This window comes from Bradyrhizobium barranii subsp. barranii, from assembly GCF_017565645.3.
Lineage (GTDB): Bacteria > Pseudomonadota > Alphaproteobacteria > Rhizobiales > Xanthobacteraceae > Bradyrhizobium > Bradyrhizobium barranii.
In genome coordinates this window covers 3,103,443-3,123,553 of the sequence record NZ_CP086136.1, presented here as the reverse complement: position 1 = coordinate 3,123,553, position 20,111 = coordinate 3,103,443, and the positions used below count along the sequence as shown (strand labels likewise).

Here is a 20,111-nt window from a genome sequence, read left to right as displayed (position 1 = left end):
CTGATCCCTTTCTATCACGCAGCCAGAGACTCTGTCTGCTGGAGTTGCTGTGGGCATGTGGTCAACGCGTCAGCGTTGTCCACCATGTCCACAGCCTGCGCGGCCTGCATCCGTTCGCGCCAGACCGCCATCGGCGTGCGATAGCCGAGGGACTGATGAAGGCGACGATCGTTGTAGAAGGCGATCCAGCTCGCGATCCCTGCCTTGGCCTCGCGGCCGTCGGCATAGCCCTTGAGATAGATGTCCTCATGCTTGAGCGACCGCCACAGCCGCTCGATGAAGACATTGTCCATCCAACGACCGCGGCCATCCATGGAGATCTTGATCCCTGCGCCCACCAACGCGCCGGTGAAGGCCGCGCTGGTGAACTGGCTGCCCTGGTCGGTGTTGAAAATCTCCGGCGTGCCGTAGGTCGCCAGCGCCTCTTCCAGAGCCGCCACGCAGAACGAGACGTCCATCGTATTCGACAACCGCCACGCCAGAACCGCACGGCTCGCCCAGTCGATGATGGCGACGAGATAGAGAAAGCCGCGGCCGATGGGCAGATACGTGATGTCGGCCGCCCACACCTGGTTCGGCCGGTCGATCGTCATGTTGCGCAGCAGATAGGGATAGATCTTGTGGCCCGGCGCCGGCTTTGTCGTGTTCGGCTTCGGTCCCAGCGCCGCGATGCCCATCTTGCGCATCAACCGCTGCACGCGCTTGCGATTGACCTGAAGCCCCTCAGCCTTCAGCATCGCGGTCATTCGCCGCGAGCCCAGGAATGGCCAGGCGGTGAACAGCTCGTCGATCCGCTGCATCAGGGCAAGGTCGTTGTCGTTGGCCGGCTGTGGCGGCCGGTAGACCCCAGAACGGGCGATGCCAAGCAACATGCATTGCCGGCGGATCGACAGCGCCTGGTCGGCGCGATCGAGCATTCCTCGACGGTCCGGCGTGCTCATCTTCCGGACCTCCGCGCTAAAAAATCGCGCTCGACTGTCAGTTGTCCAATCTTGGCGTGCAGCTTCTCGATCTCGCGTTCGCGCGTTTCCTCGCTCTCGCGCCCGACACCCGCGTCAAAAGCCCGGGCCGCCTGGTCCAGCAGCTGCTTCTTCCAGGCATAGATCTGGTTCGGGTGAACCTCATAGCGCTGGGCCAGATCGGCCACCGTCGCCTGCTCCCGCACCGCTTCCAGCGCGATCTTTGCCTTCAACGCCGCGTCGATCTTCCGTCGTGTCTTCTTCGTCATCATGCCCTCCGTCTATCAAACGGAGCGGCCCTTTTCCAACTTAGCCTCTGGTCCCAAAACCGGGGTCCATTTCATTGCGATGCTGACGCGGCAGACCGGACATTTCTTCTTCGAGCCGAACGGCTACGATAACGTGAACAAAGTCAGCAACGAGTACAAGGAGGCGGTCAAGGTCGGCTACAACCAGACGCGCAAGATTGTGCTCTTGATAATCTGGGGCCTGGCGCCGTTCGCACTGTACGTCTTCCCGCTGTTTGGCATGTTCGATCCGCCTGTCGGGCGGCTTGACTTCATCCGGCAAGTCGGCACGGTATGGCTCGTTATAGGCATTGGCGGCGGCCTCTTTCGGATGATCCAGCTCTTCGTCACCCGTGACGGCCAGACCGGGCTGGTATGGGTCTTCAAAGTCCTGACGGATCCCCTCCACAACGTCGCGCTGTACTACAAATCGCCGCTCGCGCTGTTGCGCGGCGAGCTGATGGACACATCGGTCGCGGACGCCGGCTGGGGCGGTGACGAGGCCGAAAAGGAGAGCTGGCCCCGGTTGTTTGGACAGCGCCCCGCTGGATTTAAGTGGATTCCTGCCGGGTTATGCTGAACGCGGGGCTTTACGGTTTTGTCGTTGCGTCGGGAGGGCGTAGCCCGACCAGAGCGACGACAAAACCGTCGGCGACGGTCATGCGGCCATCACCATAGCTTGCGTGCCGAAGTAAGCCTCGTCGGGCGTGCGCCCGTCAAGGCTCGAGTGAGGGCGTCCCTGATTGTAGAAGGCCAGATACTTGGCAATTGACGCTCGCGCCTCGGACACGCTGTCGTAGGCGCGGAGATATACTTCTTCGTATTTGACCGTGCGCCAGAGCCGCTCGACAAACACGTTGTCGCGCCAGGCGCCCTTGCCGTCCATGCTGATGGCGATCTTCGCGTCCAGCAGCACATCGGTGAACTCGAGGCTGGTGAACTGGCTGCCCTGATCCGTGTTGAAAATCTCGGGCCTGCCGTGCTTCGCCAACGCCTCCTGGACCGCTTCGACGCAGAAGGCCGCCTCCATTGTGATCGAGACGCGATGGGCCAGGACCCGTCGGCTGAACACATCGACGACCGCCGCGAGATAGACGAAGCCACGCCGCATCGGAATGTAGGTGATGTCCATTGCCCACGCATGGTCGGGCCGCTCGATCTTCAATCCGCGCAACAGGTACGGGTAGATCTTGTGACCCGGAGCCGGCTTGCTCGTGTTCGGGCGACGATAGACCGCCTCGATCCCCATGCGCTTCATCAGCGTCGCGATGTGGCGGCGACCGGCGTATACGCCCTCCCGCCGCAGCAACGATCGCAGCATACGCGCTCCCGCGAAGGGATAATCGAGATGCAGCTCATCGAGCCGACGCATCAAGGCAAGGTCCTCGGCCGAAACTGGCCGAGGTTCATAGTAGACCGTGCTGCGAGCCAGCTTCAGGACCTTCGCCTGGCGCACGATAGAAAGATCATGATCGCGGTCGATCATCGCTTTGCGCTCAGCAGGCCCGCCTTGGTGAGCGCGCCGGACAAAAAATCGTTTTCCAACGCCAGCTCGCCGATCTTGGCATGTAACGCCTTCAAATCGACCGGCGTCTCGGCCGATGTCTTGTCATGCCCAAACACGCCGGCGGCGCCTTCCAGGAGCTGGTTTTTCCAGATCGTGATCTGGTTCGGATGAACATCAAACAGTTGCGCCAGCTCCGCCAGTGTCTTGTCGCCTTTGACCGCAGCCAAAGCAACCTTCGCCTTGAATGCCGGAGAATGCGTCCGGCGGCTCTTCTTCGTCATCTTCGCTCCTGATTCGCAGCAAGAATCCTCGCCGCTGTCAGGCAGAAAATCCACTCAAGCTACTGTCCGAATTTGCGGGGCCAGCTCTGAGCATGATATAGGGGAGTTGAGATCAGCGAAGAGGCAGAAGACGCTAAGCAATCCGCAGGGCGTCGCCGTTGAGCGGCAGCTGATGCAGACGCCATCCCATCAACTGGCGGCGTCACCATCGCAGAGGCAAGCTCCGATGCCGCCGCCGGACGAGCTGATCGGCGAGCAGCTTTCGGCCGAAGACGCGGAGCTCTTGGCGAGGTTTCGTGTTGACGCCGAGCGGCGCAAGCTCACCCCAGGGTCCATCAAGAACAGTGTTTCCGGACTTGGGACATTTGTTCGCTGGGTCAACGCAAGTCATGGGGGGTCCGTAGCTTCTCGGCTACGAAAAGGTGCACCGCTGGATGAGGAAATTGCGGCGTACCGGAGCTTGGGCCGTGACCCCCAGCACCGCATTACATCGGCTCTGGATGTTCTCCGGCGGCTCTTGCGTGGGGGTGAAGAAGCCGAAGCTCCCGAACCCCGCGTCCTCGGTGCCCCACGTCGCCTGGTTCCTCATCTAGAAGATGCGCCCCTCATCGAGGGCGCGCTGAGCCAAGCTCTGAAAAATCTTAAAACTGCAAAGCAGAAGGGGTCTGCGCAAAAGCGGGCGACACGTCTTCGTGCGCTGAGTGCGTGGCTTAGAGGGGATCGCAAAGGGAGCATCATCGGGCGACTAGACGGCTCCAGCAGGGAGCAGTTATCGCTCGACAATGACGTGGTAGCATTCCAACGGACTGGAGGCAGAGTATACGGTCCCGATTTGTCGCATCTTCGCAGCTACTTGAAACTCATCGAGGCGAACCGAGAGCTGGGGCTGCAAGGCCCTGAGCAGCCGAGCTCGCCGGCCGCGCAGCGCGATCGGCATTCCGGCTCGGCGCAGGATCTTCCCTCAACGCCGGCCAGCCCGAGCGCCGGAGCTTGGGTTTGGTTGGGTGAACAGCTGCAAGAACCAGCATCACCGTCCAGGCCCCCGTCACATGCTAAGGGCAGGCTTGAGCCATCTGTTGATCTGATTGCGCCGACGCGATCCGAATTGCGCGACGATACTCACTTTGCGCCAGCGCATCCTGCCAGGGCTCATTCAGACACCTACGCTGGTCTCGAGCCATTTGTCGATCTGAATGCGCCGACGCCGTCCGAATTGCGCGACGATGCTCACTTTGCGCCAGCGCATCCTGCCGGGGTTCGCTCAGACACCTACGCCGGTCTTGAGCCCTTTGTTGACCTGAACGCGCCGACGCCGTCCGAGTTGCGCGACGATGCTAATTTTGCGCCAGCGCTCCCTGCCGGAGCTCGTTCAGACACCTACGCTGGTCTTGAGCCATTTGTTGATCTGAATGCGCCGACGTCGTCCGAGTTGCGCGACGATGCTCATTTTGCGCCAGCGCATCCTGCCAGGGCTCGTTCAGGCACCTACAGCGGCCTAGAGTCTTTTGTTGATCTGAATGCGCCGACGCCGTCCGAGTTGCGCGACGATGCTGATTTTGCGCCAGCGCATCCTGCCAGGGCTCGTTCAGACACCTACGCTGGTCTTGAGCCATTTGTTGATCTGAATGCGCCGACACCGTCCGAATTGCGCGACGATGCTGATTTTGCGCCAGCGCATCCTGCCAGGGCTCGTTCAGACACCTACGCTGGTCTTGAGCCATTTGTTGATCTGAATGCGCCGACGCCGTCCGAGTTGCGCGACGATGCTCATTTTGCGCCAGCGCATCCTGCCAGGGCTCGCTCAGACACCTACGCCGGTCTTGAGGCAGCGGTTAATCCGAATCCGCCCACACCATTTGAGTTGCGTGACAATGCTTGGGCCCCGGCGCCTGACTTTCCGCCGCTGTTTGCCGGGCCGGTACCGGGGTATCAGGGCGCTCGACAGCCCGGCTCGCCGCAGGGGCTTTCTCCGGCGCCAGCCTTCTCGGATGATGAAGCTTTGGCGTGGTTGCGCGAGGAGCTGGCGCGGCGGCAGATGCAAGAACCGGCCTCACCATCAACCGGCAGGGCTCCGTCAGACATCTACGGCGGTCTTGAGTCATTGGTGCATCTGGATGCGCCCACGCCGTCCGAATTGCGCGACGATGCTCACTTTGCGCCGGCGCCCGCTGCCGGGGCTCGCTCAGGCACCTACCGCGGTTTTCCATTGGTTGATCTGACTGCGCCCACGTCGTCCGAATCACGCGACGATGCTAATTCTGTACGGCCGTTTCAGAGCACCTCCGCTAATGCTCAGATCGGGGCTTTAGATCCGACAGTCTCGTCTCACGGCCATGGGCTGGTGCTCGAGGACACGGAATGGCTGGGCGACGAGCATATTGACAGGGATTACCGGCTCCAGGAGCAGGATTTGCAGAGGTACTATCCAAATCTCGCCGCCCGGACGCGGTTCGTGAATCCCCTCATCGTCCTAAATTATCTGCGCTCTAACGACGATGGCGTCGTGCTAACCGAATTCCAGCGCATCGTCCATGATGATAATGGTAATGATACAGCCGACTTCCTGTTCCTGCCCGTGATTAATGCCGATCCTGAAGATCCTAATAGCCTCGGCAACCATTGGTCGCTGCTGTTCGTTGATCGCAGCGACCGGGGGCGGCCGGTCGCCTATCACTACGATTCCTACGGACTCAACAACAAGGATGCAGAACATCTCGCAGGTAGGCTGGACCTCCGCCTGGAGCCAGCCGGCATGGCCCAGCAGCGGAATAGTTATGATTGCGGCGTCTTTGTCGTGGACGGGACGCGGGCGCTGGTTAGGCAATTGGAGCAAGGAGGGCAGACAGTCCACCTGGACCAGCTCGTCGTCGATCGGCAGGCACTGCAAAGCCGACTCAGGGGATGATGTCGCCGTGGGCGGATAGAGTTGGCTGGAGCCGCTCTCGCCCGACACCAGTCGGACTGTGTGCGGTGACCTGAGCTATGCGGGAAACGGGGGTGCGCCCCGAAGGGGAACATTATCAGTGGAGGGAGATTCCACCCAGAGAGTTGTCGATTGATCTGGTAGCTGACGAGCGGTTCGGAGGGCAACTGACGATCGGAGCCTCGTGACAAAGGCCGTCTTTGGACGGTTGAGCGATCCAGTGGGCCGTAACGCGAGTAAAGTCTAAGCAGGCCTCGAAAGAAGTAATGTGGATGCAGACCCACCCCAAATTTGGGGAAGGCCGCGCGGGAAGCAATCGACACATGCACCTGTCCGGTCCACCGGGGTAATGGACACGGCACGTTGGAAGGGTGATGCGCGTAATCGGGGGAGACCCGCCCGGTCGGAGGTCGCGGCTTCGACGCTGCTCCTGGCAGCGGACCGTGCGGGAGTCGGACAGGGTCGTACGACCGTTGAAGCCGGGTAATGCCGGCGGAGGAAAGGACCCTGACCGCCGAACGGGATATTCGTGCCGCTGAGAGCGACGCGGCGGCCGCTGCCGAGCGACTGACGACCGCGATGGCGGCCGCCGGTCTGTCGCCGGCCTCTGACGCCAGCTATGATGCCATGCTCGCCAATGCTCGAAACCTCGCTCGATAGCGAAGCCGAGCTGCGCCGTCTGCGCGTTGAACTGGACGAACTTCGCCGATGTCGCTGCGCGTGGCCGGCGTGAGTCCTTCGACAAAACCCTTCACACCCACGCAGGGGCAGTATCTCGCTTTTATCCAACCCGGCTGCATCGCAAGCCCCCGGCCGAAACCGACATGCAGGAGTATTTCCGCGTCAGCCCGCCTTCGGTTCACCGTAAGCGTGGTGCTGAGGCCCTTCAGATTGTTTGTGCGCAGTCTTGTGAGTGCCGCTAGAAGAGTCATCTTCTGCAAGGGTGCTCACAATGGACGACCATTCGGACGACATAAGACGACCGCTGTCTCCGCGTATCGAAGTGTATGCTGGAGTAGGCCGAAAGCAGTGGCCGGATGATTTGAAGGCCCAGATTGTCGCTGAAAGCCTGGAGCCAGGCGCGATTGTAACAGATATCGCACGTCGCCATGGCTGCCGGCCCCAGCAGGTGCATGACTGGCGGCGCCGGGCGCGATTAGGTCAATTGATGCTGCCGGCTTCGGCGGACACACAATCATTCGTGCCTTTGGTATCGGAATCGTCGCTACCGGCGGCTGGGGAGCGCTCTGGATCGCCGGAAGCCGCCATTGTTACGGTTGAGTTCCTGGGTGCACGAGTGGAGGTGCGCGGAACGCCTGGGCTTGCCGCGTGCTGAGTGAGGTATTTTTTGGCGTTGCGCCGGACACGTTCATGCTGAGAGCTATGCGGGATTTTGGGTGACGAGGCGATCAGGCGGCGTGGTTTGCCGGCAGTTGGATGACCTGGATGCCGTTTTCGAAACTGACACCTGCGATGAGCTTCGGCAACTGATTTGTGCCTTTCAGCCGCCGCCAGGTCTTTGATGCGGCGCAGAGCAGCTTGAACACCATCAACTTGGCAGTCGTTGACGATAACGAACCTTTCGTGCGCACCGTTCTGTGCCGGACCGTCGCGAACACGCTTTCGGTGGGATTCGTCGTCCGCAAGTGGTCCCAATGCTCGGCGGGAAAGTCGTAAAACGCAAGCATTGCGTCGCGATCTTTCGTCAGGCACTCGATCGCCTTGTCGTACTTCGCTCCGTATTTCTCAGCAAAGACCTCGATCGCCACTTCGGCCGAAGCTCGGTTGGGCGCCAAATAGACCTCGCGCAGATCCTTCTTCATGCTGGCCTGCACCGACACCGCGACTTTGTTCAAGATATTCGCGGTTTTGTGCACCCAGCAGCGCTGATGTCGCGTGGCGGGAAAGACCTCGTCGAGCGCCTTCCAGAAGCCGAGCGCGCCGTCACCGACGGCGATTTCCGGGGCGATCTTCAGCCCACGGGTTTTCGCCTCGACGAGCAGTTCGTGCCAGCTCTGCGCGCTCTCGCGCACGCCGACCTGGAAGCCGATGAGTTCCTTCTTGCCTTCCGGCGTCGCGCCGACTTCAGCATCGCGGTCATTCGCCGCGAGCCCAGGAACGGCACAGGCGGTGAACAGCTCGTCGAGGCGCCGCATCAGGGCAAGGTCGTTGTCGTGGCCGGCCGTGGCGGCCGGTAGACCCCAGAGCGCGCCATACCAAGCAACATGCATTGCCGGCGGATCGACAGCGCCTGGTCGGCGCGATCGAGCATTCCTCGACGGTCCGGCGTGCTCATCTTCCGGACCTCCGCGCTAAAAAATCGCGCTCGACTGTCAGTTGTCCAATCTTGGCGTGCAGCTTCTCGATCTCGCGTTCGCGAGCGTCCTCGCTCTCCCGCCCGACACCCGCGTCAAAGGCGCGGGCCGCCTGGTCCAGCAGTTGCTTCTTCCAGGCATAGATCTGGTTCGGGTGAACCTCGTAGCGCTGGGCCAGATCGGCCACCGTCGCCTGCTCCCGCACGGCTTCCAGCGCTCTCTTTGCCTTCAGTGCCGCGTCGATCTTGCGTCTCGTCTTCGTCGTCATCATGCGCTCCGTCTATCAAACGGAGCAGCCCCTTCCAACTAAGCACGTGGTCCCAAAATCGGGGTCCATTCACCCCGCAACGGATCAAGGACAAGGGTCAACAGCATCTTCCCGGCGAGGAGGCGTGGCTGATCGGCGAACACCGCAGCTCGGGGGAGAAGAAGTATTATCTGGCAAATCTGCCAGCCAAGATGGACCTGCGACAGTTGGCTGCAACCGTCAAGGCACGATGGATCTGCGAGCAAGCGCATCAGCAGCTAAAAGAGGAGCTCGGTCTCGATCACTTCGAGGGGCGGTCCTGGCACGGGCTTCACCGTCACACCCTCATGACGATGATTGCTTACGCCTTCCTACAGCACCGCCGCATCGCCAAAGCGGGACGGAAAAAACGAATCAACGGGCCTCCACCTCAGCCAAGCCTGCCGGCCGTGCGCAACGCCATCGTCGCTCTGATTCTTCGGCTACCACGTCAGCGATATCCGCACTGCAGAAAACAAATCGGCGAACAGCAGCGGCGTGAATAAATCTGTTCGCGGTAGGGACACCCATCACTGGGCGCCCCCCGCGCAGATCCCGGCGAGCCCAATTAAGGCACCGGGCTCCTACCTCGGGTGTTTGACGGCGAAGCGCAGCTTCGGCCATGGATGAAGGATGCGAGCCTTGGGGAGCCAGTCATCGGTGATCTGCGTTATGCGATCCCAGGTCAGACAGGTCCGCTGACTGCGCCGCCGAAGCGTCCGCCTCCAGAGATCGGTCAGATAGAACCGAAACGCATTGAGCGCTCGGCCATTCGTCGGGACAGCAAAGTACGCAAAGTGGCCGGTCAAGACCTGCCTCAGCCATTTCCCTTGTGCAGGGATCGGCCAGTGCATTCGGCGCCTTAGCTCCTCCTTGATTTCGCGGAGTTTGGTTCGCAAGCGGTCGCTACGGGTCTTCCGTTGAAGCTGGAAGCGCCCTTGGCGTGATTTGCCGCAGATAAACGTGAACCCCATGAACGCAAAGGTTTCCGGCTTTCCGAGTCCGCGCTGCTTGCGTTGAGCCGCCGCATGGCGACCAAACTCAATCAGGCGGGTCTTGGCCGGGTGGAGCGTCAGCTCGAACTCCTCCAGTCTCGCGCGCATCGCGTCAAGGAAACGACGTGCGTCATCCTCGCGCTCAAAGCCGACTACTACATCGTCCGCGTAACGCACGATGATCATGCCGCCGGAGACCTCGCGCTGTCGCCAGCGTTTGGCCCACAGGTCGAGAGCGTAGTGCAGGTAGATGTTGCCGAGAAGCGGTGAAATCACCGAACCTTGACCCGTTCCCCTGTCATCAGCGGCTACGACGCCGTCTTCGAGAACACCCGCCTTCAGCCATTTCTGAATGAGGCGGATGATGCGCTTGTCGCCGATCCTATGTTCCAAGAAGCGAACCAGCCAAGGTTGACTGACTGCGCCAAAGAAGTTTTGGATGTCGGCGTCAATGATCCAGTTCACGTTCCGCGTCTCGATCGCTGTGCAGAGCGCGTCCAACGCATCATGTGGTCCTCTGCCGGGCCGAAACCCGTAGGAAAAGCCACAGAAGTCTCCTTCGTAGATGGCGTTGAGCACGATGACGGTGGCGCCCTGGACGATTTTGTCTTCGAGAGCCGCGATCGCTAACGGGCGCTGCTTGCCGTCTGCCTTTGGTATGTACGTCCGGCGAGACGGTTGCGGGCGATACGCTCCTCGTTGGACCCGTTTGTGCAGATCGGCGAGCCGGGGCTCGAGATCTTCCTCGTAGTCCTCCCACGTCATGCCATCCACTCCGGGAGCAGCCTTACGCCTGAGCGCAAAGAACGCCGCCCGCAGTGTATCGACATTGATGTGGTGAAAGAGCGCGGTGAACCGGTCCTTCTTCCTCAGCCTTGCGGCTGTCCGTACGCGGTCCAGCGACTGAGTCATGCGAGCCCGGCCCTGTGTCCGGTGCATGCGCTGCTGTTCCGCGTTTCCCTTGGTCCCCGGCCTTGGCTCCGCCCACTCCGCCGCCAGTAATCCGGCTTTGTTCGTTGGCTTCTCAGCTACTATGCCAGAGTCAGACTTCTCCGTGTCGTGCATCAGCGGCTACAGCTCCTCGCCTTCCCGCTGCGGACCATCTCCTCCGAGAAGGAAGATGGCCGACCCGGAGATATCCCGGTTCCCGTACAAGGAGCTTCCATACATGCCAGGGTCTACGACCACGCCGGGTTGGACGGGTGCTCGCGTTTGCGCACTCGCCCATATTGCCTTCCGCTCTTTGGACAGCGTCGGCTCCCGAGATAACACTGTTTCGCGGCTCAATGGCTGGCCTGCATGCTCCCCTACCGACGCTTCGCCGACACCCTCGCGGACGCCTGCGCACGGCTCGGGGCCGATGTGGTTCGCTACACCTTCATCGCAATGGACTTCCACCATCTATTCCTTGCCGGTCTCCCGGCGCACCCAAAGTAGTGCTAGTACTCGCAGCGCTCTCGTTGTTGGGTCTCGGTATCTTCGGTCCGGGAATCGCAAATGGCCTGGTGTCTGGCGGACCGCAACTCGGGTGGAATGAGTGCGGAAGGATAGGTGCTGCAGCCGGCACCCCGGACTGCAGCGGCTCACGGGGACTAAAGCAGGCTCGCGGTCGTGCATCCGGCCGCGCGGAACGGCTGAAGCCGATGGGCAGGAACGCCAAGCGCGACAAGGTCGGACGCCAGACGCGCCAGGTCGGAGCGATCCAGCAAGGCATCATGAACCGTCGTGCGGATGTCGCACGCGACGCCGCTTTCGAGCAGACGCACGAGGCTGGCCTTGGCCTTAATGCCGCTCCCAATGACGCCAGTGATCCGCGCGTAATCATCGAACGCAGCCTTGACGTCGAAGCCAATCCAGTCGACGAGCGGCAGTACGGCGGACAGCCGTGTGGGATAGGGCCCTGCGGTGTGCAATCCGACGCGGAAGCCGAGTTCGCGTCGCACAGCACGCATCGCGTCCGGCAGCGCCGCCTGGAGGGTGGGTTCGCCGCCAGAGAACACCACGCCGTCGAGCAGGCTGCGACGGCTGTCGAGAAAAGACAGCACGTCCGGCCACGCGATTTCCGACTCTCCCCTCGGCGGAATCAGATGCGGGTTGTGGCAATAGCCGCACGACCAAGGGCAGCCCTGGCAGAACACCGTTGCCACGAGCTCGCCCGGCCAGTCGCAGGTGGACAGCCGGGCGAGCCCGCCAATCCGCAATTCAGCCGAGCGCGACGCGCGCTTCAGCGAAGAACCTGCGCTCATTGTGCTCGCCTTTCTTGCCGCGATTGAACGACGACACCGGCCGGTGATAACCCATCACGCGGGTCCAGACCTCACAGGGCTGGCGCTCGTCGTCGCTGAGCGTCACCGCGGAATCGGTGCTGGTCGCACGGGCAGTGGATTCGTTCATCTGTGGTCTCCTTTCAGTGCGCGGCGGCATGCCGCTTGGCTGCGAGCCGTTCGGCGTCGCATTTCGGGCAGAAGGCATGCTCGCCTTCGAGATAGCCATGCGTCGGACAGATCGAGAATGTCGGCGTGACGGTGACGTAGGGCAGGCGGAAATTTGAGAGCGCCCGCCGCACGAGCTTCTTGCACGCTGCGCCCGAGGACAAGCGTGAGCCCATGTAGAGATGGAGCACCGTACCGCCAGTGTATTTGCGTTGCAGCTCGTCTTGGCGCTCAAGGGCCTCGAACGGATCGTCGGTGAGGCCGACCGGAAGCTGGCTCGAATTGGTGTAATAGGGGAGATCGTCGGTGCCGGCCTGCAAGATTCCGGGGTAGCGCTTGCGGTCTTCCTTCGCGAAGCGGTAGGTCGTGCCCTCCGCGGGCGTGGCTTCGAGGTTGAACAGGATGCCGGTTTCGGTCTGGAACGCGGCGATGCGCGCGCGCACGTGGTCGAGCAGCCGTACCGCAAAGGCATGGCCCCAGGGTGTGCTGATGTTCTCGCAATCGGCGGTGAGGTTGCGGATCATCTCGTTGACGCCATTGACGCCGAGCGTAGAGAAATGGTTGCGCAGCGTGCCGAGATAGCGCTTGCTATAGGGAAAAAGTCCGTCGTCCATGTAGCGTTGCACGACCTTGCGCTTGATTTCCAGGCTGTTGCGACCGATTTCCAGCAGCGCATCGAGGCGATGGAATAGGCCCGCTTCGTCGCCGCGATGCAGATAGCCGAGGCGAGCGCAATTAATGGTAACCACACCGATAGAGCCGGTCTGCTCAGCGCTGCCGAACAGGCCGTTACCGCGCTTGAGCAGCTCGGTGAGATCGAGCTGTAGCCGGCAGCACATCGAGCGGATCATGTTCGGCTTGAGCTCGGAATTGATGAAGTTCTGGAAGTAGGGCAGGCCGTATTTCGCCGTCATCTCGAACAGGCGATCAGCGTTCTCGCTCTCCCACGGGAAATCCGCAGCGATGTTGTAGGTCGGGATTGGAAAGGTGAATACACGGCCCTTGGCGTCACCTTTCGTCATCACCTCCATATAGGCGCGGTTGATCATGTCCATTTCGGACTGCAGGTCGCCATAGGTGAAATCCATCTCCTCTCCGCCGATCACCGGCACCTGATCGCGCAGGTCCTCCGGGCAGGTCCAGTCGAAGGTGAGATTGGTGAAAGGCGTCTGCGTACCCCAGCGCGAGGGGACATTGAGGTTGTAGATGAGCTCCTGGATCGATTGCAGTACGTCGCCGTAGCTCAAGCCGTCCCTCCGGATGAACGGCGCCATGTAGGTGTCGAACGAACTGAAGGCTTGCGCGCCCGCCCACTCGTTCTGCAACGTGCCGAGGAAATTGACGATCTGCCCGACCGCACTCGACAGATGCTTCGGCGGGCCGGCCTCGACCTTGCCGGGCACGCCGTTCAGTCCCTCGGTCAAGAGCGTGCGCAGCGACCAGCCGGCGCAATAACCGGCGAGCATGTCGAGGTCATGGATATGGATGTCGCCTTCACGATGGGCGCGGCCGATCTCCGGCGGGTAGATGTGCGACAGCCAGTAGTTGGCGACGACCTTGCCCGAGAGGTTCAGGATAAGGCCGCCCAGCGAATAGCCCTGGTTGGCGTTGGCATTCACGCGCCAGTCGGTACGTTCGAGATACTCGTTGATGGAAGCGGCGACATCAACCATCGCCTTGTGGTCCTGGCGCGCCTGTCCGCGTTTCTCGCGATAGACGATATAGGCTCGCGCAGTGGCGAAATAGTCGGCCGCGATCAGCACCTGCTCGACAATATCCTGCACCTCTTCAATTTGCGGCGTTGCGCCGGCGAAGCGGTGCGCGATGACCTTGATAGTCTCTCCCGCGAGCCTGCCGGCCGCCTCGTCGTCGAACTCGCCGGTCGCCCGTCCCGCGCGGGCGATCGCAGAACGGATCTTGCCGGCATCGAACACAACCGTGCCGCCATCGCGTTTGACGATCGAGCGCGGCAATGCGGCTTGCAAAGAATTGCTTTGACCCAGACCAGACATCGGCATCCCATATGGGTTGGGGCAAGGCCGAGGTAGGCGCATGCGGAAAACGAGCCGCCCTCGGCGGCCGACTGCCGGCAAGCGACCACCGGGACACCCCGCCCGAGGACTCTGTTGTTGTCGCGGCAGGTCTCCTGGCTCGCGGGTTATTGCCGCTGTCTGGCCTTCCCGACGCGGAGATTTTGCGCCAGTGACCCTATCGACAGCGGCTCGCCGCTTACAGTTGCGGGGGCAGCGCCGGCTTTGGCTTTCGGCCGTACCGGCTTCCCTCTTAGCTCTCTATCTTGTGATTCGAGAGACCGTGACAACTACATCTAGCCGCCGTATTCGATACTGTGTCAACAGGTAGTTTATTGCAGCGGAAGTATAGAGCCTGTCATGGGTTCTCGTCTTCGTTGCGGCACGCGTCGATTGTCTCGGGCTGCCTAGCCAGCGCCGCGATTTTTGTGGCCGGATGGAGCGCCGGCCACGGCGAAACGATCCGGACCCGGATTGAGGAAGCCGTCCGTCCTTGGTCCAGCGGCGGCGCTCTCGCGATGTAATCCCAAGGATTTCTTCAACGACACGCGGACGCAGCCGTTCCTGTCGAAAGGCATCGAGCGCAGCATCGACCGCAAGAAGATCGGAAAGCTCGTCGATGTCCTGCGGCGCGATGGTCGTGCAGATCGCTTCGCCTTGGGTCGACGTCTTGAACCGGCGGCGCCGAAGCAAACCGGCCACACGCCACCGCGCCTCGATCGCTCTTCGCCGCGATCCGAGGGTCAGCTCTGCCGTGGGCCCGAACGTCAATGAGACGCCGTTTGAAGAATGCAAAACTGCGAGATAGCGGCTATACGGATTGGAATCGCTCGACGTCATTGTAACAAAGGCTTCCGGAGACGTTCACAGTCTCCCGCGGCACATTGCTGCGGTCAACTCACAGCGTATGGCGCAGGCGCTGCGGTTTTCGTCAACCTGCAGGGCACGTCCGGCTGAGGGGAATGCCCGCTGCGCAGGCAGGTCGTTAGCAGATCCGGCAGCCGTCTCCGATCGGAGTCACCGCAGCGGGGTTACTGAGGTCCAGGCCGTCCGAATAGACCAATCGACCGGCGTGCTGGAGGTCGCACCCGAGTGCGATAACAAAGGTCTTTCGCGGAGGTTCAGCCGAGCGCCGCGGTCCGCAAAAGAGCATTTCCTGCCGCATGGATAGCGAGGCCTTCGCCCTGGAAAAGCCAGACCTCCTCACTCCGCCGGCCGTTCGGGTTGCTGGTTCTTGTGCTTCGGCCGCCTTGGGTGCGAGCGCTTCGCACTACCGGGAGAGCTATCCCGCCGCCGCTCGCGGTTTGCCGTTAGCATCGGAAAGGAATTTCTCTCCAGCGAATGTCTTTCCGGACACGGAGCCTCCCGTGACCATCCGTAATTGCCCGGGGAGAAGAAGGGCCACTTCGGTGCTAATGCTGGCGGGCAGAGCCGGTCTGCCCATTTCAGTACCGACAAGCATATTTTGATCCGGTGGGCCGCAGAGCAATCTGCGGTCATTCCGTTTGTGGGTAGCGAGGGCTTCGCCCTGATCTAACGGCTGACGCTTGGCCGGCGTCGGGTTCCAGTTATTCGCCGATCGCGAACCGCGAACATACTGGGCGGAGCGAAAGGAGTTTTCCGAAAGTGGCGATCAATCACACCAAATACCCTAATCGACATCATTGTGCGCGGCGGCGATCAGGGTGAGACTCCAGCGACAATCAAGGTGAGACTGCGCCGATGGGGGCGGACCGAAGGGAGGGCGTAGCCCGACCGGAGGACCGTCCCCATCGGCGTCGCGCGTTTGCGGACCCGTCTGGCGGCCGGGTGCGGCTGGTGCAAGCTGTTGATTCGTCTCGACAAGAGGGAATCGATGCCTTGCCTGGCTTCCACATCACCGACCACCAGATGAGGCTGTACATGACCTACCGACAGACACTGTCCCCCGAAGCCGCCGCGGCCAAGGCGGGGTTCTCGAAGGCAAGCGCGTATCGAATCGAGGGCGATTGTCGCCCGCCATCGCAGAAGAAGACGCCGAGGGGCCGGCGCCGGTCCGATCCGCTCGCGCAGTATTGGGAGGCCGAGATCGTTCCGATCCTGAAGGCTGCGCCCGGCATCCGCGTGATCGGCGTGCTGGACGAGTTGCGCCGACGGCATCATGACCTGAACCCGAACATCCGCCGCACGCTGGAGCGGCGCATCAACGCCTGGCGGGCGCTCAACGGCCCCGAACAGGACGTGATCTTCCGCCAGCAGCACGAGCCCGGCCGCCTGGGTCTGTCCGACTTCACCGACGTGAGCGCGCTCGGTATTACCATCGCGGGTGAGCCGCTCGATCACCGGCTCTATCACTTCCGGTTGGCGTTCTCCGGCTTCGAGCATGCCCATGTCGTGCTCGGCGGCGAAAGCTTCGTCGCCCTGGCAGAGGGCTTGCAGAACGCGCTGTGGGCGCTTGGCGGCGTGCCGCGGGAGCATCGCAGCGACAGCCTGTCGGCAGCGTTCCGCAATCTGGCCGCCGACGCACGGGAGGATCTGACGCAGCGCTACGCCGGGCTGATGGGCCACTATGGCATGGCGCCAACGCGCAACAATGCGGGCATCGCACATGAGAACGGCTCGATCGAGAGCGCGCACGGCCATCTCAAGCGGGCACTGGAAGATGCGCTGTTGCTGCGGGGGACGCGCGACTTCGCCAGTCTCGATGCGTACCGGGCTTTTGTCGACGAGATTGTCGGCCGGCGCAACGCCAACCTCGCCAAGCCGATCGCGCTCGAGAAGGAGGCATTGGCGCCGCTGCCAAAAGGCCGCACGACCGACTTCGAGGAGAAAGTGATCCCGGTGACGTCGTCAGGCGGCTTCATCCTGCGGCGCGTGTTCTACACCGTGCCTTCAAGATTGATCGGCCATCGCCTGCGTGTGCGCATCTTCGACGACCGGCTCGAATGCTTCCTTGGCGTCACACCGGTCGTAACGCTGCGGCGCGGTCGGCCTGTGTCCGAGAGCCACGGCGGTCATGTCGTGGATTACCGGCACGTCATCCATGCCCTGCGGCGCAAGCCGATGGCGCTCCTCAATCTCGTTTATCGCGACCAACTCTTCCCGCGAGCAGCTTACAAACGTCTGTTCGAGACCTTGCGGGAGCATGGTGATGACCGGCGCGCCTGCAAGGTGACGGTCGAGCTTCTGGCGCTGGCTCACGAGCGCGCCTGCGAAGCAGAACTCGCCGAGGCGATCGCGATGAATCTGGACGCCGGGCAGTTACCCGATCTTGCCGCGCTGCGCGACCGCTTCCGGCCCGAGGCGGCCTCGATCCCGCGTGTCGCCGTCAAGCTGGCGCCGCTCGACGTCTACGATGAACTCGCCTCCGTCAGCGTCATGTCGGGCCGCTCGAACCTGGGAGAGGCAGCATGACCGGTATCGCTACCTCCGTCGATGCTGCCCGTGTCGAGCTGCTTCTCAATGAGCTCCGCCTGCCGGGCGTCAAGGCGATCTGGCCGAAGCTCGCCGCACAGTCGGACAAGGAAGGGTGGCCTGCCGCCCGCTTCCTCGCCGCCCTTGCCGAGCACGAGGCCGCCGATCGCACCCGCCGTCGGATCGAGCGACACATGGTGGAAGCGCGTTTGCCCGCCGGCAAGACGCTCGCAACCTTCGACTTCGAAAGCGTGCCGATGCTATCAAAGGCACAAGCGATGGCGCTCGCCGCCGGCGACGCCTGGTTGAAGGCCGGCGCCAATTTGCTGTTGTTCGGTCCACCGGGCGGCGGCAAGACCCATCTCGGCGCGGCGATCGGCTTGGCTCTCGTCGAGAACGGTTGGCGCGTTCTCTTCGCGCGCACCACTGATCTGGTGCAACGGCTGCAGGTCGCGCGGCGCGAGTTGGCGCTGGAGTCCGCGATCACCAAACTCGATCGCTATGACCTCCTGATCCTCGACGACATCACATATGTAAGCAAGGATCAGGCGGAAACCAGTGTGTTGTTCGAGTTGATCGCCGCCCGCTACGAACGACGCTCGCTGCTGATCACGGCCAATCAGCCATTTGGCGAATGGGGGCGTATCTTCCCGGACCAAGCAATGACGTTGGCTGCCATCGATCGTTTGGTCCACCACGCCACGATCCTCGAGATGAACGTCGAAAGTTACCGTCGAAAAGTTGCCCTCGATCGCAAGCGCGGTCCAGGCCGGCCGCCTGTTCACACTACCCCAAACGAACTCGACAAGACTTTGATTGACGCTGGCAGCGCCGCTTGATTGTCGCGCAGCGTCAATCAACGCTTGCCAAGTCGACGGCCAGCGTCAATTATCTCCTGACTCGGCCGCCTCGTCTCATCTTGATTGACGCGCCGCTCTCATCCTGATTGTCGCGCTATATCATTGGTCCTTTCGAGGCTTTTCGGCCTTATGCACGCGCTACCCCTGCCCTGCAGTCCATTGCTGGTTTCACCTGCTTTCGAGAAGCTGACGAGGCCGCGGCCCCGTAGCTGAGCGGCACTCGCACCGCCCAGCCTGTTCGTTCGCTAAACGTGGTCGGCCTGCCGCTATCGCAGACCGTGCCTTCGCCCCATCGTTCTCTTGCATGCCGAATCAGGCCCACGCCCGCATGACGCTGTAATTGGTAGGGGGAGTCGATCAGCTCCTCTTTATAGCTCGCACGGAGACCGCCCTCCGTGGTATTATCGGGAACTTCGGCTCTGCCAGCTTCAACATCGAGCGGACATCCCCCAAGGAAAACCCTCGACTGCTTAAGCGCTAACCACTTCGTCTGCGGCTACGCCGGGCGGATACGCTACAGACTGCCATACTAGTACCCGGAATCAGAGCTGAGTGATACGGCGGCCTTTGAAACGGCGTTGACGGACCTTTTTCTTGGTCCAGACGAAGGGTTCGGCTCTGTCGTTGTATGCGTTGACGTAGGCATCGATGTGTTCCTGAAGCTGCTTGAGGCTCGTGAAGGAGGTGCCGCTGAGCGACTGCCCCTGCAAGATGGAAAACCATACTTCGACCTGATTGAGCCATGACGCACTTGTCGGCGTGAAATGAAATTGCACGTTGGGGTGGGCCTTGAGCCAGTCCTCGTTCTTTTTATGGGTGTTGAGGTTGTCGAGGATGACGTGAAGCTTGCGGTTCGGAAAAGCCGCGGTGACGCTGTTCATGAAATCGAGAAACTCGACGCGGCGCCGGCGTTTTGAATGGGTCGCGATGATCTTTCCGGTGGCGACTTCGAGCGCCGCAAACAATGTTGTGGTGCCATGCCGCTTGTAATCGTGGCTTTGGCCGGTCAAGGCGCGGCCATTGGGCAACTTCAGATAACCCTGCGCTCGCTCCAAAGCCTGGATCGAGGGCTTCTCGTCCACGCACAGCACAATGGCCTTCGCCGGCGGCGCGACATAGAGGCCGACAACATCGGCGGCTTTGGCCGTAAAGTTCGGGTCGTTGCTCTCGCACCAGGACTTGCGAGCCACCAGGTCAATCTTGTGGCTGCGCAGGAACCGCCAGACATATTGGACATCGACATCGCCCAGCGCCTCGGCCAGCAGGGGGCCGGTCCAGCGCGCAAACCCTTGCGGTGGCGGCTTATCCAGCAGCTTCAGAATCCGCTTGTCGGTCGTCTTCGTATAGATCGGCTGCTTGCCAGGCCGCGGCTTGTCTTGCAGCCCTTCAAGGCCATGGTCGGCATAGCGATGCCGCCAAAGGCTGACAATCCGCGGCTGGACCCCAACTTCCTTGGCGATCGACCGGGTGCTGCGCCCATCCGCCGCCAACAGAACTATCCGCGCCCGCTTCAAATCGCGCTGCAACGTCACCGGTGAGCGACAGCACGCCTCAAGCACCTTGCGATCTTTCCTCGAAAGGTGGACTTCTCTTGCTTCGGGTATCATCCCGACCTTGAATCACGACTCACGTTCCAAGAAAAGTGGGTACTAGCGCACGAGCTAAATCGCGCCCTCGTTGGCTTCCGCTAGAAAATGCCTGCAACGCAAGAAGGCCGCACTTTGCCGGCGCGGCCTTCTCGAAAACCTTCTGATCCAGCTATTCAGCGGCGTCGGACATGGCGCCCATCATCGTTGCGGATGCGACCACGCAAAGCTCACCGCCTTGAGGTCCTTAGGGAAGC

At 61.7% G+C, this 20,111-nt stretch carries 15 protein-coding genes, 3 pseudogenes and 1 riboswitch; of the genes and pseudogenes, 7 read left to right on the top strand and 11 right to left on the bottom strand.

The features are described 5' to 3' along the window. Window positions 1-14: 14 nt before the first annotated feature. Window positions 15-1,228 (bottom strand): IS3 family transposase gene (locus J4G43_RS15070; RefSeq protein WP_225004914.1). Its coding sequence is split into 2 segments (ribosomal slippage): window positions 15-952 and window positions 952-1,228, totalling 1,215 coding nucleotides; the frame shifts between segments, so codons are not numbered across the junction. 1 nt (window position 1,229) lies between these two features. Here J4G43_RS15070 and J4G43_RS15065 point away from each other — a divergent pair. Continuing rightward, window positions 1,230-1,826, top strand: coding sequence for a hypothetical protein (locus J4G43_RS15065; RefSeq protein ID WP_225004912.1), 597 nt, complete (start codon window positions 1,230-1,232; stop codon window positions 1,824-1,826). Between the two features lie 78 nt (window positions 1,827-1,904). Here J4G43_RS15065 and J4G43_RS15060 read toward each other — a convergent pair. Further along, window positions 1,905-3,034 (bottom strand): IS3-like element ISRj2 family transposase gene (locus J4G43_RS15060; RefSeq protein WP_129557670.1). Its coding sequence is split into 2 segments (ribosomal slippage): window positions 1,905-2,782 and window positions 2,782-3,034, totalling 1,131 coding nucleotides; the frame shifts between segments, so codons are not numbered across the junction. 85 nt (window positions 3,035-3,119) lie between these two features. On the opposite strand from J4G43_RS15060, the pseudogene J4G43_RS15055 reads away from it, so the two are divergent. Then, window positions 3,120-5,939 (top strand): annotated as a pseudogene (locus J4G43_RS15055) (Ulp1 family isopeptidase); the annotation flags it as partial. Window positions 5,940-6,909: 970 nt separating this feature from the next. Continuing rightward, complete coding sequence (gene tnpA, locus J4G43_RS15050; protein ID WP_100213570.1) at window positions 6,910-7,293, top strand: IS66-like element accessory protein TnpA; 384 nt, start codon at window positions 6,910-6,912, stop codon at window positions 7,291-7,293. 73 nt (window positions 7,294-7,366) lie between these two features. Here tnpA and J4G43_RS15045 read toward each other — a convergent pair. Further along, window positions 7,367-8,041 (bottom strand): annotated as a pseudogene (locus tag J4G43_RS15045) (IS256 family transposase); the annotation flags it as partial. A 208-nt stretch (window positions 8,042-8,249) separates the two neighbouring features. Continuing rightward, on the bottom strand, window positions 8,250-8,540 hold the full coding sequence (locus J4G43_RS15040) for a transposase (protein WP_208085245.1): 291 nt from the start codon (window positions 8,538-8,540) through the stop codon (window positions 8,250-8,252). Window positions 8,541-8,614: 74 nt separating this feature from the next. On the opposite strand from J4G43_RS15040, the pseudogene J4G43_RS15035 reads away from it, so the two are divergent. Further along, window positions 8,615-9,060: pseudogene (locus tag J4G43_RS15035) on the top strand (transposase); the annotation flags it as partial. An 82-nt stretch (window positions 9,061-9,142) separates the two neighbouring features. Here J4G43_RS15035 and ltrA read toward each other — a convergent pair. Continuing rightward, window positions 9,143-10,465 (bottom strand): group II intron reverse transcriptase/maturase, encoded by a 1,323-nt coding sequence (gene ltrA / locus J4G43_RS15030; RefSeq protein WP_456298913.1) that lies wholly within the window; start codon window positions 10,463-10,465, stop codon window positions 9,143-9,145. A gap of 387 nt (window positions 10,466-10,852) precedes the next feature. Here ltrA and J4G43_RS15025 point away from each other — a divergent pair, with 387 nt between their 5' ends. After that, entirely contained in the window at window positions 10,853-10,990 is a 138-nt protein-coding gene (locus J4G43_RS15025; RefSeq protein WP_171901125.1) for a hypothetical protein, read from the top strand. 155 nt (window positions 10,991-11,145) lie between these two features. On the opposite strand, the gene J4G43_RS15020 is transcribed toward J4G43_RS15025, so the two are convergent. The 5 genes from J4G43_RS15020 to J4G43_RS15000 form a co-directional block, all read right to left on the bottom strand. Next, window positions 11,146-11,799, bottom strand: coding sequence for an anaerobic ribonucleoside-triphosphate reductase activating protein (locus J4G43_RS15020; RefSeq protein WP_208085244.1), 654 nt, complete (start codon window positions 11,797-11,799; stop codon window positions 11,146-11,148). Further along, the gene (gene nrdD, locus J4G43_RS15015; RefSeq protein WP_060913217.1) at window positions 11,756-11,947 is read right to left on the bottom strand and encodes an anaerobic ribonucleoside-triphosphate reductase; all 192 of its coding nucleotides are present in this window, start codon (window positions 11,945-11,947) and stop codon (window positions 11,756-11,758) included. Before nrdD ends, J4G43_RS15020 begins: the two co-directional genes overlap by 44 nt. A 13-nt stretch (window positions 11,948-11,960) precedes the next feature. Next, window positions 11,961-13,997, bottom strand: coding sequence for a ribonucleoside triphosphate reductase (locus tag J4G43_RS15010; RefSeq protein WP_208085243.1), 2,037 nt, complete (start codon window positions 13,995-13,997; stop codon window positions 11,961-11,963). Between the two features lie 107 nt (window positions 13,998-14,104). Beyond that, a riboswitch (cobalamin riboswitch) is annotated at window positions 14,105-14,316 on the bottom strand. Continuing rightward, on the bottom strand, window positions 14,277-14,855 hold the full coding sequence (locus J4G43_RS15005) for a hypothetical protein (RefSeq protein ID WP_208085242.1): 579 nt from the start codon (window positions 14,853-14,855) through the stop codon (window positions 14,277-14,279). Its footprint overlaps the riboswitch before it by 40 nt. A gap of 145 nt (window positions 14,856-15,000) precedes the next feature. Then, window positions 15,001-15,168, bottom strand: a complete 168-nt coding sequence (locus tag J4G43_RS15000; RefSeq protein ID WP_225005699.1) for a short-chain fatty acyl-CoA regulator family protein — start codon at window positions 15,166-15,168, stop codon at window positions 15,001-15,003. Window positions 15,169-15,875: 707 nt separating this feature from the next. Here J4G43_RS15000 and istA point away from each other — a divergent pair. Together istA and istB are read left to right on the top strand one after the other, a co-directional pair. Continuing rightward, window positions 15,876-17,408, top strand: a complete 1,533-nt coding sequence (gene istA, locus J4G43_RS14995) for an IS21 family transposase (protein ID WP_429798384.1) — start codon at window positions 15,876-15,878, stop codon at window positions 17,406-17,408. Continuing rightward, window positions 17,405-18,247: an IS21-like element helper ATPase IstB gene (istB, locus tag J4G43_RS14990; protein ID WP_208085241.1), complete on the top strand. Its 843-nt coding sequence runs from the start codon at window positions 17,405-17,407 to the stop codon at window positions 18,245-18,247. Before istA ends, istB begins: the two co-directional genes overlap by 4 nt. Window positions 18,248-18,810: 563 nt before the next feature. Here the strand turns inward: istB and J4G43_RS14985 are convergent. Further along, window positions 18,811-19,875 (bottom strand): IS630-like element ISRj1 family transposase, encoded by a 1,065-nt coding sequence (locus J4G43_RS14985; RefSeq protein ID WP_026192128.1) that lies wholly within the window; start codon window positions 19,873-19,875, stop codon window positions 18,811-18,813. Window positions 19,876-20,111 lie beyond the last annotated feature (236 nt).